Source organism: Pseudomonas synxantha BG33R, from assembly GCF_000263715.2.
GTDB lineage: Bacteria > Pseudomonadota > Gammaproteobacteria > Pseudomonadales > Pseudomonadaceae > Aquipseudomonas > Aquipseudomonas synxantha_A.
The window spans coordinates 613329-627268 of the sequence record NZ_CM001514.1 but is presented as its reverse complement, the minus strand read 5'-3'; the positions used below and the strand labels follow the sequence as shown (position 1 = coordinate 627268).

The following is a 13940-nucleotide window of genomic DNA, read 5'->3' as shown; positions in this document are numbered from 1 at the left end:
AACGGCCTGCAAACGGCCTCGTCGGGCACTTTCCTCGAAAAACCTGTCACGCCTGCCGAATCAAACATGCAGACGCAAAAAAGCCGGGAATTTCCCGGCTGCCGCATCATACACCCGTTTTCTGAAAGGATCACCCCGCCAGGCATTTTAGCCGCCCGACGGAGTGGGCCCTACAGAATCACAGGCCTGTTACTTGGACTTTTCCAGGTAGCGGAAGAAGTCGCTGCTTGGGTCCAGCACCAGAACGTCGGTTTTGTTCGCGAAGCTTTCACGGTAGGCACGCAGGCTACGGTAGAACGCGTAGAACTCCTGGTCCTGGCCGTAAGCCTTGGCGTAGATCGCCGCCGCTTGAGCATCACCATCACCGCGGGCCTCTTCAGACTCACGATAGGCTTCTGCCAGCAGGACTCGGCGCTGACGGTCAGCATCGGCGCGGATACCTTCAGCCAGCTCGTTACCCTTGGCACGGTGCTCACGAGCTTCACGCTCACGCTCAGTGCTCATACGTTCGAACACGCTGCGGTTCACTTCCTTGGGCAGGTCAATGGCCTTGACCCGGACATCGACGACTTCGATACCCAGCTCTTTTTCCGCCATGGTGTTCAGCGAACGGGTGATATCCGCCATCAGCGCATCACGTTCACCAGAAACCACCTCATGCAGGGTGCGCTTACCAAACTGGTCACGCAGGCCCGATTCCAGACGACGGGACAAACGCTCGTCGGCAATCTGCTTGAGGCCGGAGGTCGCGGTGTAGAAGCGCTCGGCATCCTTGACGCGCCACTTGGCGTAGGCGTCAACCATCACGGCTTTCTTTTCCAGGGTCAGGAAGCGCTGTGTCGGTGCATCCAGGGTCATCAGGCGGGCGTCGAACTTGCGCACCTGGTTGACGTAGGGGACTTTCACATGCAGGCCCGGCTGGACATCCGCCTGGACCACGCGACCGAATTGCAGCAGCACCGCACGCTCGGTCTGAGCCACGATGTAGAAGCAGTTCCAGGCAGCGATGACCACGACGACGCCCACAATCAGGGCGGTCAGCGATTTATTGCTCATCAACGACTCTCCCTGGTACGTGTTTGCTGTTGCAGCAAGTCAGCGGCCGCACGGGCGCTCGCTTCGTTGGCAGCGGCATTCGAACCGGTGGACGGTGCGCTGGTGCCGCTACGACCACTTTCGATCATCTTGTCCAGCGGCAGGTACAGCAGGTTGTTCTGCCCACCCTTGTTGCCGGTCACGAGAACCTTGCTGGTGTTGCTGAAAACTTCCTGCATGGTGTCCAGGTACAGACGCTCACGCGTAACTTCCGGCGCCTTGCGGTACTCGGCAACCAGCTTGGTAAAGCGATCTGCCTCACCCTTGGCGCGCGAGACCACTTCGTCGCGATAACCGTTGGCATCTTCAAGGATGCGCTGGGCCTGACCACGGGCTTCCGGCACAACGCCGTTGGCATAGGTTTCAGCCTGGTTGCGCGAACGCTGCTCGTCTTCACGGGCGCGGATCACATCGTCAAACGCTTCCTGCACTTCACGCGGTGCCGCGGCGCTCTGTACGTTCACCTGAGTGACAGTGATACCGGTGCGGTAGGTATCGAGGAACCGTTGCAGGCGCTCCTTGATTTCACTGGCCATCAATTCACGACCTTCGGTCAGCACCTGGTCCATGGCGGTGGAACCCACCACATGGCGCAGGGCACTTTCGGTTGCGTGTTGCAGGCTGATCTCCGGCTGATCAACGTTCAGCACGAAATCCTGCAGGTTGCTGATCTTGTACTGCACGGTCAGCGGCACTTCGACGATGTTCTCGTCTTCGGTCAGCATCTGGCCCTGCTTGGTGTACGCACGCTCACGCGTGACGTTTTCCATGTACTTCTTGTCGATCGGCGGGAAATAGATGTTCAGGCCCGGCCCGACAGTCTCGTAGTACTTGCCGAAGCGCAGCACCACGGCTTGCTCCTGCTCGTCCACCACGTAGACCGCGCTGTACAGCCATACGGCCGCGAGCACGACAAGGCCCAGGCCCAGCAGGCCGTAGCCGCCGCCCTTGCTGGTGCGACCGCCGTCGTCACCACCACGTTTTTTTCCACCACCGAACAACCCATTCAGGCTTTCCTGCAGCTTTCGGAAGGCCTCGTCGAGATCCGGTGGCCCCTTGCGGTCGCCATTATTGCGGCGCTTACCACCCCAAGGATCCTGATTATTCGAGTTGCCACCCGGCTCATTCCAAGCCATAGCGCTCTCCATCTGATAAAGCAAAGACGCACCCACGGCGCGCCGACCAATGCTACAGAATGCCTGCTACTGCGGCACAACCGCTTTCTCAGGCTTTTATTGCAAAGTGTGTTGTTCGATGAACTCCGCCGGCACAACACCCTCGCGACTGACCAGTCGATTGAGCTCCGAGCGTGGCAATCGAACGGCCAGCAAGCTGACACCTTCTTCGTCGTGTTCTTCTTTCTGTACCGCACCCAGTTCGAAAAACTGTGCCCGCAGTCGAGCAAAACGCTGCGGCAAGCGCAAGGTGCCGACAAACAAATCGCTGCCCAGCAGTTCGGCAATTGCTTGCTCAAGCAGCTCCAAACCACTGCCATCACGCGCCGACAGCCAGACCCGCTGGGGCTTGCCGTTTTCGTCACGCTGGATTTGTGGCTCAACACCTTCAAGCAAATCGAGTTTGTTATAGACCTCGAGGATCGGCAAGTCCTGGGCACCAATCTCGCCCAGCACCACCATGACCTGTTCAATCTGCAACATGCGATCCGGTTCGGCCGCATCGATCACGTGCAGCAGCAGGTCGGAATTGCTCGACTCTTCGAGCGTAGACCGAAATGCCTCGACCAGCTTGTGCGGCAAGTGACGAATGAAACCCACGGTATCGGCCAGGACTATCGGCCCCAGGTCGTCTATGTCCAGACGGCGCAAGGTCGGGTCGAGGGTGGCGAACAGTTGGTCGGCCGCGTACACGTCCGATTTCGTCACGTTGTTGAACAGCGTGGACTTGCCGGCGTTGGTATAGCCCACCAGGGACACGGTAGGGATATCCGCACGGGAACGGCCACGGCGCGACTGTTCGCGCTGGCTGCGGACTTTTTCCAGGCGGCCCTTGATCTGGCGCAGGCGAACCCGCAGCAGACGCCGGTCGGTTTCCAGCTGGGTTTCACCCGGACCGCGCATACCGATGCCGCCACCTTGACGCTCAAGGTGAGTCCAGCCGCGAACCAGGCGGGTGCTCATGTGATCAAGCTGGGCCAGTTCGACCTGGAGCTTGCCCTCATGGGTACGGGCGCGCTGGGCGAAAATATCGAGAATCAGGCCGGTACGGTCGATCACGCGACACTCGAAAACACGTTCGAGGTTACGTTCCTGACTGGGCGTGAGGGTGTGATTGAAGATCACCAGATCGGCTTCTTCAGCGTGAACCAGGTCGCGCAGTTCCTCGACCTTGCCGCTGCCGATCAGGTATTTGGCGGTTGGCCGATGACGCGGCACGTTAAAAAACGCAACGGTCTCGGCGCCGGCCGAATTTGCCAACTCCTGAAACTCCTGCGGATCTTCGCGCGCCTCAGGGTCCTGTCCATCCAAGTGAACGAGGATTACTCGCTCACCACCACCGTGGCGCTCAAAGAACAAAGGAGACTCCTATCAGGCGTTACCTGGCTCAGCGTCACCCTGTTCATCACCTGCTGCGCTAGGCAGACGGATAGGACGAACTGGAACGACTGTCGAGATAGCGTGCTTGTAAACCATCTGGCTGACGGTGTTTTTCAGCAGGATCACGAACTGGTCGAACGACTCGATCGTGCCTTGCAACTTGATACCGTTGACCAGATAGATGGAAACCCCAACTTTCTCTTTACGTAAAGTATTCAAGTAAGGGTCTTGTAGCGAATGCCCTTTTGACATGTGCCGCACTCCTTTAAGGATCAATAATAAAAAATCAGAAAATAGATAGCTTATGGCCGTCACACCCCCAAGGATAGACGGCAATTGCAAGGACTCAGCTCAATATGGAGACCGTTCCCAAGTATTTCAAGGCGCGTGACAGATTGTCGCTGTCCAGGCTGTCCAACCAGTGCAAATCGCTCCAGCTGCGCAGCCAGGTGAACTGGCGCTTCGCCAATTGGCGCGTGGCGATGATGCCGCGCTCCTGCATTTCGGCTGACGTCAGCTTGCCATCCAGATGATCCCAGACTTGGCGGTAGCCTACAGCACGTATCGAAGGCAGCCCGGCATGCAGGTCACCTCTTGAACGCAGTGCTACGACCTCGTCCACAAACCCCTGTTCCAACATAATTGTGAATCTTTGTGCAATTCGTTCATGCAGCACCTGGCGATTTGCCGGAGCGATGGCCAGATTCGCCACAGTATAGGGCAATTGTGACTGTCCAGATGCGCCTGCATCAGCACTTTGCGCACTTTGTTTCAGCCTGTGTTCAGTCATGGTCCGGCCACTCACACGCCAGACTTCCAGGGCACGGGTGAGGCGCTGGGGGTCATTGGGGTGAATGCGCGCCGCGGACACCGGGTCCACCGCCGCCAATTGGTCGTGCAGGGCTTGCCAGCCGAGGCGTGCAGCCTCTTCTTCGAGTTCGCCGCGCACCTGGGCATCGGCAGGCGGCATATCGGCCAGCCCTTCCTGCAATGCCTTGTAGTAGAGCATGGTGCCACCCACCAGCAGCGGGATATTGCCGCGCGCGGTGATCTCGGCCATGGCCGCCAGGGCGTCGGTGCGAAAATCCGCAGCCGAATAGCTCTGCGCCGGGTCGATGATGTCGATCAACTTGTGCGGATATTGGGCCAATAGCGCTTTGGACGGCTTGGCCGTGCCGATATCCATGTCCCGGTAAACCAGGGCAGAGTCGACACTGATCAACTCGCAGGGCAGCACCTTGGTCAGCTCGATGGCCAGGTCGGTCTTGCCGGCGGCCGTGGGGCCCATCAGGAAGATCGCGGGGGGCAAGGCGCTCATCAACGGCCGCGCAAGAACAGTTTGTCCAGATCGTCCAGGCCCATTTGGGTCCAGGTCGGTCGGCCATGGTTGCATTGGCCGCTGCGCTCGGTGTTTTCCATGTCACGCAGCAGGCCGTTCATTTCCGGCAGGGCCAGGCGGCGATTGGCGCGGATGGCGCCGTGGCAGGCCATGGTGCCGAGCAATTCGTTGATATGCGCCTGGATACGGTCGCTGGTGCCGTATTCCATCAGGTCTGCCAGCACGTCGGCCACCAGGCGGTTGGCTTCGGCCTGCTTTAGCAGCGCGGGAATCTGACGGATCGCCAGGGTTTCCGGGCCCAGACGTTGTAGCTCAAAACCCAGCTTCTGGAACACGCTGTGGTGCTCTTCGGCGCAATCGGCCTCTCGCTGGCTGACTGCCAGGGATTCGGGCACCAGCAATGGCTGACCGCTGAGGCCTTCGCTGGCCATGGCGATCTTCAGGCGCTCGTACATGATCCGTTCGTGGGCGGCATGCATGTCCACCAGCACCAGGCCATGGGCGTTTTCCGCGAGGATGTAGATGCCCTTGAGCTGCGCCAGGGCATAGCCCAGCGGCGGGATATCACCGCCACCTTCGGGCAACGCGACAGCAGCACCCGCCTCGGCACCCGGCAGCGGCGCAAAAAACTCCCGGTACGCCGCCTGGGCCTCGGCCACCGGCACGGTCGACTGCGGACGCGGCGTGTATTGATACTGGTAGCCTGCACCGGCGCCTGCGTTCGGCGCCGTGTAGGTCGGTTGCGACTGCGGCGATTGCAGCAGGTTGGCCGCCAGGCTCATTTCACCCTGGGGGCCGAACTCTCCGGCTTCCGGACCGCTCGGGCGCACCACCGCCGTGACAATCGGCGCTGACAGTTGATCATCCGGGCGCACATCGCCCAAGGCGCGATGCAGCGTGCCATACAGGAAGTCATGCACCATGCGCCCGTCCCGGAAGCGTACTTCGTGCTTGGTCGGGTGCACGTTGACGTCGACCACCGACGGGTCGACCTCGAAGAACAGCACAAACGTGGGGTGCCGGCCGTTGAACAGTACGTCGCGATAAGCCTGGCGCACCGCATGGGCTACCAGCTTGTCGCGAACCGCACGGCCATTCACAAAGAAGTACTGCAAGTCGGCCTGGCTACGGGAGAACGTCGGCAACCCCACCCAACCCCACAACCTCAGGCCATTGCGCTCGATTTCAATCGGCAGCGCCTGCTCCAGGAAACCGCTGCCGCACACGGCTGCCACACGTCGTGCGCGGGCGGCGTCGTCGTTGGCTTCGTGCAGGCTGAGGATGGTCTTGCCGTTGTGGCGCAGGTGAAACGCCACATCGAAACGGGCCAGGGCCAAGCGCTTGATGACTTCTTGCAGGTGATCGAATTCGGTTTTCTCGGCCTTGAGGAATTTGCGCCGCGCCGGGGTGTTGAAGAACAGGTCGCGCACTTCTACCGAAGTGCCCACTGGGTGTGCAGCCGGCTGGACCCGAGGCGCCATGTCGCGGCCTTCGGTTTCCACTTGCCAGGCTTGCTCGGCGTCGCGGGTGCGGGAGGTCAGGGTCAGGCGCGCCACGGAACTGATGGAGGCCAGGGCCTCACCGCGAAAGCCCAGGCTCATGACCCGCTCAAGGTCTTCCAGGTCGCGGATCTTGCTGGTGGCGTGACGCGCCAGGGCCAGCGGCAGATCATCGGAGGAGATGCCGCTGCCGTCATCACGTACCCGCAGCAACTTGACGCCGCCCTGCTCCACGTCGACATCGATGCGCTTGGCACCGGAGTCAATGCTGTTTTCCAGCAGTTCCTTGATCACCGACGCCGGGCGCTCGACGACCTCACCCGCAGCAATCTGGTTAGCCAGGCGCGGGCTGAGCAATTCGATGCGCGAGCCGCTGTTCAACAAAGATTCGCTCATTACTGTGCCGCCAATTCAGTGCCGGGAATGGTCAATACCTGGCCAATCTTCAACTCATCGGTTTTCAGGTTATTGGCGCTGCGCAAAGCCGCAGGCGTGACCTGGAAACGTACCGCCAGCATGGCAACGGTGTCGCCGGGTTGCACACGATGGTCGCGCGGGCCCTGGGCGATTTTGCCGGAGTCGCGCAGCCAGGCGATGTAAGTGCCGGGCGGCGGGTTCTGCTGGAAGAACTGGCGCACGCCTGCGCTGATGGAGCGCGCCAGCGCTTGCTGGTGGCTGGAGCTGGCCAGCTTGGAGGCCTCGTTGGCGTTGGAGATAAACCCGGTTTCCACCAGGATCGACGGGATATCCGGCGACTTCAGCACCATGAACCCGGCTTGCTCCACACGCTGTTTGTGCAGCGATGTCACGCGGCCGATGTTACTCAGGACTTTCTGGCCAACGTTCAGGCTGGAGGTCAGCGAGGCAGTCATCGACAGGTCGAGCAGCACGCCGGCGAGCATCTTGTCCTTGTCATCGAGGGACACGTTGCCGGCCCCGCCGATCAAGTCGGAGCGGTTTTCACTGTCGGCCAGCCAGCGGGCGGTCTCGGACGTGGCACCGCGATCCGACAGGGCAAATACCGAGGCACCAAATGCAGCAGTTGAAGGCGCGGCGTCGGCGTGAATGGACACGAACAGGTCAGCGCCCTTCTTGCGCGCAATTTCGGTACGGCCACGCAACGGAATGAAGTAGTCACCGGTGCGGGTCAGCTCGGCGCGGTAGCCTTTCATGCCATTGACCTGGCGTTGCAGCTCGCGAGCAATGGCCAGTACCACGTCTTTCTCATGCTGGCCGCGTGAGCCGGAAGCCCCCGGATCTTCGCCACCGTGGCCGGCGTCGATCACCACGATAATGTCGCGCTTGCCGGCCGGCGCGGGCGGCGGTGGTGGCAACTTGACCTGGGGTTGCGACGGGTTGACCGGCACCGCAGGCACGGTAGCCACGCTTGGCGTCGGCGCAGGCGGTGGTGCCGCGTCGGCGGGGTTGTCGAACAGGTCGACCACCAGGCGGTTACCGTATTGGGCGTTGGGCGCCAGGGAGAAGCTCTTTGGCGTAACGGCCTTTTTCAGGTCGATGACCACGCGCAGGTCAGTCGGCGTACGCTGGGCCGAGCGCATGGCGGTAATGGGTGTGTTGGCGGTAGAGACCTTCAGCGGCGCGGCCAGGCTCGCACCGTTGATGTCGATCACCAGGCGATCAGGCGCCGTCAGGGTGAAGACGCTGTGCTGGACCGGGCCAGACAGGTCGAACACCAGTCGCGTGTTATCCGGCGCTCGCCACAGGCGAACACTTTTTACCTGTGAAGCAGCCAGAGCATTGACAGTCATTGCCGCAAGCAACACCCCCACGACAGCAACCAACGCGCGAAAGCGCATACCTAACCCCACCAATTTTATTTGAATTCCAATGCCAGAGCGGTGCACCACGCTTCAGCGCGCACGCTCTGGGGCAACAACTTCAGCTGACGTCCGTGCTCATGCGGCGTAATGGTAATGGTCATGTCTGGCTTTGGCAAAAAGCCTGTGCCTTTATCTGGCCATTCGATCAGGCACAGCGCATCTTCATCGAAGTAATCACGGATGCCCATGTACTCCAGTTCCTCTGGATCTGCCAGGCGATAAAGATCGAAGTGGAAAGCACGCACGTCGCCGATCTCGTAGGGCTCGACCAACGTGAAGGTCGGGCTTTTTACCGCGCCGGTATGGCCCAGGCCGCGAATAATCCCCCGGGACAATGTGGTTTTGCCTGCGCCGAGATCGCCTTCGAGAAAGATCAACCCTGCCCCTTGCGTGACCTGCGAAAGACGCTGCCCCAACGCGACCATGGCCTCTTCATCTGCCAGGAAAAGAATTACTTCAGGCACGGCGACTGCTCCTCCAGCAATTGACGAATGGCAGGGATCAGGTCGCTGGCAGCCAGCCCCCGACCAAAACTGCCCTGGCGGTCTCCAGCGGTAGCGTGCAACCACACGGCCAGGCAGCCTGCCTCGTACGCGGGCATACCCTGAGCCAATAGCGCGCCGACCAGACCAGCCAAGACATCACCGAGCCCCGCCGTCGCCATCGCCGGGTGGCCTTGATCACAACGGGCAAGCCGTCCATCCGGACTGGCAATCAAACTGCCAGCACCCTTGAGGATAGCCACTGCATTGAATTTTTGGCTCAACGCGCGCGCCACATTAAGGCGATCGGCCTGAACCTCGGCTGTCGATAGCCCCAACAAACGCGCAGCTTCGCCTGGATGAGGAGTAATCACACAGTTGGCCGGCAGCTCGACGCTGCCAGTGGCCAGTTGATTGAGCGCGTCGGCGTCCCACACCTGCGGCTGGCGGGCATTGGCCGCGACCGACAACAGGCTTTTGCCCCAAGCGGCATCGCCCAGGCCCGGGCCAATGACGATCACCGAGATTTTTTCCAGCAGGCCCATCAACTGGTTGGCCGAGCTCACGCCGACAGCCATGACTTCCGGCAGCCGGGCCAGAGCGGCTGGCACATGTTCCGGTCGAGTTGCCAGCGAGACCATACCGGCGCCGCTGCGCAGGGCACTTTCGCTGCTCAGCAGCGCCGCACCGCCAAAGCCACGGTCACCACCGATGACCAGCAGGTGGCCGAATTGGCCCTTATGGGCGTCCGGAGAACGCGCAGCCAGTTGCGGCAAATGGCCGGGCAACAACAGCTGAACGTCGGTAATTGGGTGTTTTGTCTGAGGCATGCGTCTTCAAGCTCCGATGTCTGGCAGAATTATACGCATCTAACCTGTGGTTTCCCGTGTCTCATGCCTGCTATTACCTCCGATCTGCCCGCCCTCGCCCAATCGATCAAAGACTGGGGCCGCGAGCTGGGCTTTCAACAAGTCGGCATCAGTGGCCTGGACCTGGCTGAGCATGAACAGCACCTGCAACGCTGGCTCGACGCGGGCTACCACGGCGAGATGGACTACATGGGCGCCCACGGCAGCAAACGCTCCCATCCCGATGAACTGGTACCCGGCACCTTGCGCGTGGTGTCACTGCGCATGGACTACCTGCCCGGCGACACCCAGATGGCGCAACTGCTGGGCCAGCCGGAAAAAGCCTATATCTCGCGCTACGCCCTGGGCCGCGACTATCACAAGCTGATCCGCAAGCGCGTGCAGCAGCTGGCCGACCGCATCCAGGCGCAGATCGGGCCGTTCGGCTTTCGCGCCTTTGTCGACAGCGCGCCGGTCCTGGAAAAAGCCATCGCCGAACAAGCCGGATTGGGCTGGATCGGTAAAAACACCCTTGTGCTCAACCGCAAGGCCGGCAGTTATTTCTTCTTGAGCGAACTGTTTGTCGATTTACCGTTGCCGGTGGACCCACCCCACACTACCGAACACTGCGGCCGTTGCACGGCGTGCCTGGACATCTGCCCCACCAACGCCTTCGTCGGTCCTTACGTGCTGGACGCCCGGCGCTGCATTTCCTATCTGACCATCGAGCTAAAGAGCGCCATTCCCGAGGACCTGCGCCCACTGATCGGCAACCGCGTCTTTGGCTGCGATGACTGTCAGATCGTTTGCCCATGGAATCGTTTCGCTCGACCCACTGCCGAAAGCGATTTCAAGCCCAGGCACAACCTGGATAACGCCGAGTTAGCCGAACTGTTTATGTGGGACGAGGATAAATTCCTCAGCAGCACCGAAGGCTCCCCCCTGCGCCGCGCCGGTTACGAGCGCTGGTTACGCAATCTGGCCGTGGGCCTGGGCAATGCGCCGTCAAGCATTCCGGTATTGGAAGCCTTGAAGGCGCGGCGGGACTACCCCTCAGAGCTGGTTCGCGAGCATGTGGAATGGGCGCTGAACCAGCACGCGGCCCGCTAGTGTACGTCGTCGTTGTAGACGAACTTGGGCATTTCCCAGTGAAAACGGATCGCCAGCAGGCGCAATAGAAAGCCGCTGAACAGCGTCAGCAGAATCGCCTGTTCGCTGGGCAGTTCCAGATACAGGCACAGCAAGTAGAACCAGGCAGCCAGGAACGACACGCTGGCGTACAACTCGCGGCGGAAGATCAGCGGAATGTCGTTACAGAAGATATCCCGCAGGATGCCGCCGAATACGCCGGTGATGACCCCGCTGACCGACGCCACCAACATGCCGTGGCCCATTTCCAGGGCGGTCATGCAGCCGATCAGGGTGAATGCCACCAACCCCAAGGCGTCCAGCGCCAAAAACAGCGAGCGCAGGCGGCGCATCAGCGGCGCGATAAAGATCGTCACCAGCGCCGCCACGGAGGTCAGCACCAGGTACTCCGGGTGCTTGACCCAGGTCAGCGGGTAGTGGCCGAGTAGCACATCGCGCACCGAACCACCGCCCAGGGCCGTCACGCAGGCGATCAGCACCACGCCAAACCAGTCCATGCCGCGCCGACCGGCGGACAAGGCGCCGGTCATGGCTTCGGCGGTGATGGCGATGAGGTAGAGCATCAACAGCATGATGGCGATCCTTGCAGGGAGGCCGGCAGTCTAATCATTTGCTGATGGCACCAAAAGGGGGCGTTTGGCGATAAACCGCGTCGCCTGTATCGCAGGCAAGCCAGCTCCCACACTTTGAATTTGCGAATCCATTCTAATGTGGGAGCTGGCTTGCCTGCGATGGGGCACTCACTGGCGCCGTAGAATCAAGCCTTGATGAAATGCTTGCGGTAATGCTGCAACTCGGCGATCGACTCACGAATATCATCCAGCGCCAGGTGCGTGCTGCCTTTATGGAAGCTGTCCTTGACCTCCGGGGCCCAACGCGCAGCCAGTTCCTTAAGTGTCGATACGTCCAGGTTGCGATAGTGGAAGTAGCTCTCCAGCGCCTTCATATGCGTATAAAGGAAGCGACGGTCCTGGCAGATGCTGTTGCCGCAGATCGGCGACTTGCCCTTGGGCACCCATTTTTCCAGGAATGCGATGGTTTCGGCTTCGGCTTCGGCCATGCTGATGCGGCTGTCGCGCACACGCTGGGTCAGCCCGGAGTTACCGTGGGTGCGGGTGTTCCACTCATCCATGGTGGCGAGCACGGCGTCGCTGTGGTGGATGGCGATCACCGGACCTTCGGCCAAGGTGTTGAGGTTGCTGTCGGTGACAATCGTCGCCATCTCGATGATGACGTCGCTGTCGGGGTTCAGACCGGTCATTTCCAGATCGATCCAAATCAGGTTCTGTGGGTTTTGCATGGCTTGATTCTCTTGGCACCTTGGCGTAGCTGCGCAGTTTAGCAGGCGGGGCCGTGCTAGACTCGCGACCGTTTTACCCAACTTTTGCATTATCGACACGGAACACCAATGGCCAAACGCCAGCTCAACCGTCGCCAAAACTGGCGCATCGAAAAGATTCAAGGTGAACGCGCAGCGCGTGCCGCCAAACGTGAATCCTCCGCCGTGGAAGCGCTCGAGGGCGGCGACCTGGGCCCCGAACAAACAGGCCTGGTAATCGCGCACTTTGGTGTGCAAGTCGAAGTCGAGGCGCTGGAAGGCGAACTCGCAGGCTCGGTGTCCCGTTGCCACCTGCGCGCCAACCTGCCTGCGCTGGTGACCGGCGACAAAGTCGTGTGGCGCGCCGGCAACCAGGGCATCGGCGTGATCGTCGCCCAGTTGCCACGCAGCACCGAGTTGCGTCGCCCCGACAGCCGTGGCCAGCTCAAGCCGGTGGCAGCCAACGTCGACATGATTGTGATCGTGTTCGCACCACTGCCCGAGCCCCATGCCAACCTGATCGACCGCTACCTGGTCGCGGCCGAACACGCCGGCATCCGCCCGCTGTTGCTGTTGAACAAATTCGACCTGATCGACGAGCAGAACGCCCCGGCGCTCAATGCGTTGCTGGCGGTCTATCGCACCCTGGGCTACCCGGTGCTGGAAGTGTCGGCCCATCACGGCAACGGCATGGAACAGCTGCAACAGCAGCTGGACGGGCGCATCAGCGTGTTTGTCGGCCAGTCTGGCGTGGGCAAGTCATCGCTGGTCAACAGCCTGTTGCCGGAAGTCGATACCCGCGTGGGGCCGCTGTCGGAGCTTTCCGGGCAAGGCACCCACACCACCACCACCGCGAGGCTGTTCCACTTCCCCGGCGGCGGCGAGTTGATCGACTCCCCGGGTATTCGTGAATTCGGCTTGGGCCACGTCAGCCGCAGCGATGTGGAAGCGGGCTTTATCGAGTTCAACGACCTGATCGGCACCTGCCGCTTCCGCGACTGCAAACACGACCGCGAGCCGGGCTGTGCATTGCTCAAGGCGCTGGAGGATGGACGCGTGCAACAGCAGCGGATGAACAGCTATCGGTCGATTATTGCGAGCTTGCCTGAGAGCAGTTATTGACGGTCAATTTCTTGATACACATAAACCACGGCGCTGAACGCCCTAGCCCATTGATTTAACAGGAGCGGGCATCAAGAATCCGGATCAACTGGGTGGCTCATACACACAAGCCAGCTTGTATTCAGATTTCCTGATGCCCATAATTGCTCCGTCACCAGCGAAAGCTGGCAGGAGTCTGGATCCTTTTCGGGGTTGATCCAGCGGCGCAGAAGGGGCGAAGCAAGCTCCGCTGCGTGTCGAATGAAGCCGCCTTCGGGCGGCTTTGCTTTTTGTGGGGAATTAACATTTGGCTCTCTACTATCACCCCAAACAAGGCGACGTGCTGCTGTGTGACTTCACACGAGGTTTTGTTGCACCGGAAATGCTGAAGATCCGCAAGGTTGTCGTGATATCGCCTACCGCGACCCACAATCGCAAGCTCTGCACCGTGGTGCCAATATCCTCTACTGCGCCAGAAACCCAGCACGACTGGCACCACTTGCTACGCACCAATCCACTTCAGTCCGATGGTTATAAAGAGCTTTGGGTGAAGTGCGACATGATTTATACCGTCAGCTTCGAGCGCCTCGACAAGCTGCATAGAAAGACTCGCACAAAAGGCCGAGAGTACTTTGTCCCACGCCTGTGCGCCGACGACATGCGAGGCGTAGTTAATGGTGTCAAAGCCTACCTGCCACTCTGACCGCCAATGA

General features: G+C 60.6%; 14 protein-coding genes. 3 read left to right on the top strand and 11 right to left on the bottom strand.

The annotated features are described in order from the left end of the window. Nucleotides 1–189: 189 nt before the first annotated feature. From hflC to PSEBG33_RS24210, 9 genes are all read right to left on the bottom strand, one after another. On the bottom strand, nt 190–1056 hold the full coding sequence (hflC, locus tag PSEBG33_RS24170; protein WP_003188064.1) for a protease modulator HflC: 867 nt from the start codon (nt 1054–1056) through the stop codon (nt 190–192). Continuing rightward, a complete protein-coding gene (gene hflK, locus PSEBG33_RS24175; RefSeq protein WP_005784234.1) occupies nt 1056–2231 on the bottom strand; it encodes an FtsH protease activity modulator HflK in 1176 nt (391 codons plus the stop codon). Before hflK ends, hflC begins: the two co-directional genes overlap by 1 nt. 96 nt (nt 2232–2327) lie before the next feature. Beyond that, nucleotides 2328–3629, bottom strand: a complete 1302-nt coding sequence (gene hflX, locus PSEBG33_RS24180; RefSeq protein ID WP_003188061.1) for a ribosome rescue GTPase HflX — start codon at nt 3627–3629, stop codon at nt 2328–2330. A gap of 12 nt (nt 3630–3641) precedes the next feature. After that, on the bottom strand, nt 3642–3902 hold the full coding sequence (gene hfq, locus PSEBG33_RS24185; protein ID WP_003188059.1) for an RNA chaperone Hfq: 261 nt from the start codon (nt 3900–3902) through the stop codon (nt 3642–3644). A gap of 94 nt (nt 3903–3996) precedes the next feature. Further along, nucleotides 3997–4968, bottom strand: a complete 972-nt coding sequence (miaA, locus tag PSEBG33_RS24190; RefSeq protein WP_005784231.1) for a tRNA (adenosine(37)-N6)-dimethylallyltransferase MiaA — start codon at nt 4966–4968, stop codon at nt 3997–3999. Next, nucleotides 4968–6884, bottom strand: coding sequence for a DNA mismatch repair endonuclease MutL (gene mutL / locus PSEBG33_RS24195; protein WP_005784229.1), 1917 nt, complete (start codon nt 6882–6884; stop codon nt 4968–4970). The genes miaA and mutL overlap by 1 nt, the downstream gene beginning before the upstream one ends. Next, a complete protein-coding gene (locus PSEBG33_RS24200; RefSeq protein ID WP_005784227.1) occupies nt 6884–8305 on the bottom strand; it encodes an N-acetylmuramoyl-L-alanine amidase in 1422 nt (473 codons plus the stop codon). The genes mutL and PSEBG33_RS24200 overlap by 1 nt, the downstream gene beginning before the upstream one ends. A 17-nt stretch (nt 8306–8322) precedes the next feature. Further along, nucleotides 8323–8793 carry a tRNA (adenosine(37)-N6)-threonylcarbamoyltransferase complex ATPase subunit type 1 TsaE gene (gene tsaE, locus PSEBG33_RS24205; RefSeq protein ID WP_005784225.1) on the bottom strand — a complete coding sequence of 157 codons (471 nt, stop codon included), beginning with the start codon at nt 8791–8793 and terminating at the stop codon, nt 8323–8325. After that, nucleotides 8781–9641 carry an NAD(P)H-hydrate dehydratase gene (locus PSEBG33_RS24210; protein ID WP_005784223.1) on the bottom strand — a complete coding sequence of 287 codons (861 nt, stop codon included), beginning with the start codon at nt 9639–9641 and terminating at the stop codon, nt 8781–8783. Before PSEBG33_RS24210 ends, tsaE begins: the two co-directional genes overlap by 13 nt. 63 nt (nt 9642–9704) lie before the next feature. Between PSEBG33_RS24210 and queG the strand changes: the two genes are divergently transcribed. Next, nucleotides 9705–10769 carry a tRNA epoxyqueuosine(34) reductase QueG gene (gene queG, locus PSEBG33_RS24215; RefSeq protein WP_005784221.1) on the top strand — a complete coding sequence of 355 codons (1065 nt, stop codon included), beginning with the start codon at nt 9705–9707 and terminating at the stop codon, nt 10767–10769. On the opposite strand, the gene PSEBG33_RS24220 is transcribed toward queG, so the two are convergent. Together PSEBG33_RS24220 and orn are read right to left on the bottom strand one after the other, a co-directional pair. Further along, on the bottom strand, nt 10766–11383 hold the full coding sequence (locus PSEBG33_RS24220) for a trimeric intracellular cation channel family protein (protein WP_172833454.1): 618 nt from the start codon (nt 11381–11383) through the stop codon (nt 10766–10768). The two genes, queG and PSEBG33_RS24220, sit on opposite strands and share 4 nt — an antisense overlap. Nucleotides 11384–11565: 182 nt before the next feature. Beyond that, nucleotides 11566–12108, bottom strand: a complete 543-nt coding sequence (gene orn, locus PSEBG33_RS24225; RefSeq protein ID WP_005784217.1) for an oligoribonuclease — start codon at nt 12106–12108, stop codon at nt 11566–11568. Nucleotides 12109–12216: 108 nt separating this feature from the next. Here orn and rsgA point away from each other — a divergent pair, with 108 nt between their 5' ends. Together rsgA and PSEBG33_RS24235 are read left to right on the top strand one after the other, a co-directional pair. After that, a complete protein-coding gene (rsgA, locus tag PSEBG33_RS24230) occupies nt 12217–13248 on the top strand; it encodes a small ribosomal subunit biogenesis GTPase RsgA (protein ID WP_005784215.1) in 1032 nt (343 codons plus the stop codon). A gap of 286 nt (nt 13249–13534) precedes the next feature. After that, nucleotides 13535–13930, top strand: a complete 396-nt coding sequence (locus PSEBG33_RS24235) for a type II toxin-antitoxin system PemK/MazF family toxin (RefSeq protein WP_005784213.1) — start codon at nt 13535–13537, stop codon at nt 13928–13930. The last annotated feature ends 10 nt before the right edge of the window (nt 13931–13940 follow it).

What these genes read in the sequence shown, in the direction of transcription:
- queG (WP_005784221.1), top strand. Translation starts at nt 9,705, where the DNA reads ATGCCTGCTATTACCTCCGATCTGCCCGCCCTCGCCCAATCGATCAAA.
- mutL (WP_005784229.1), bottom strand. Translation starts at nt 6,884, where the DNA reads ATGAGCGAATCTTTGTTGAACAGCGGCTCGCGCATCGAATTGCTCAGC.
- miaA (WP_005784231.1), bottom strand. Translation starts at nt 4,968, where the DNA reads ATGAGCGCCTTGCCCCCCGCGATCTTCCTGATGGGCCCCACGGCCGCC.
- rsgA (WP_005784215.1), top strand. Translation starts at nt 12,217, where the DNA reads ATGGCCAAACGCCAGCTCAACCGTCGCCAAAACTGGCGCATCGAAAAG.
- PSEBG33_RS24210 (WP_005784223.1), bottom strand. Translation starts at nt 9,641, where the DNA reads ATGCCTCAGACAAAACACCCAATTACCGACGTTCAGCTGTTGTTGCCC.
- hflC (WP_003188064.1), bottom strand. Translation starts at nt 1,056, where the DNA reads ATGAGCAATAAATCGCTGACCGCCCTGATTGTGGGCGTCGTCGTGGTC.
- orn (WP_005784217.1), bottom strand. Translation starts at nt 12,108, where the DNA reads ATGCAAAACCCACAGAACCTGATTTGGATCGATCTGGAAATGACCGGT.
- PSEBG33_RS24200 (WP_005784227.1), bottom strand. Translation starts at nt 8,305, where the DNA reads ATGCGCTTTCGCGCGTTGGTTGCTGTCGTGGGGGTGTTGCTTGCGGCA.
- hflK (WP_005784234.1), bottom strand. Translation starts at nt 2,231, where the DNA reads ATGGCTTGGAATGAGCCGGGTGGCAACTCGAATAATCAGGATCCTTGG.
- hfq (WP_003188059.1), bottom strand. Translation starts at nt 3,902, where the DNA reads ATGTCAAAAGGGCATTCGCTACAAGACCCTTACTTGAATACTTTACGT.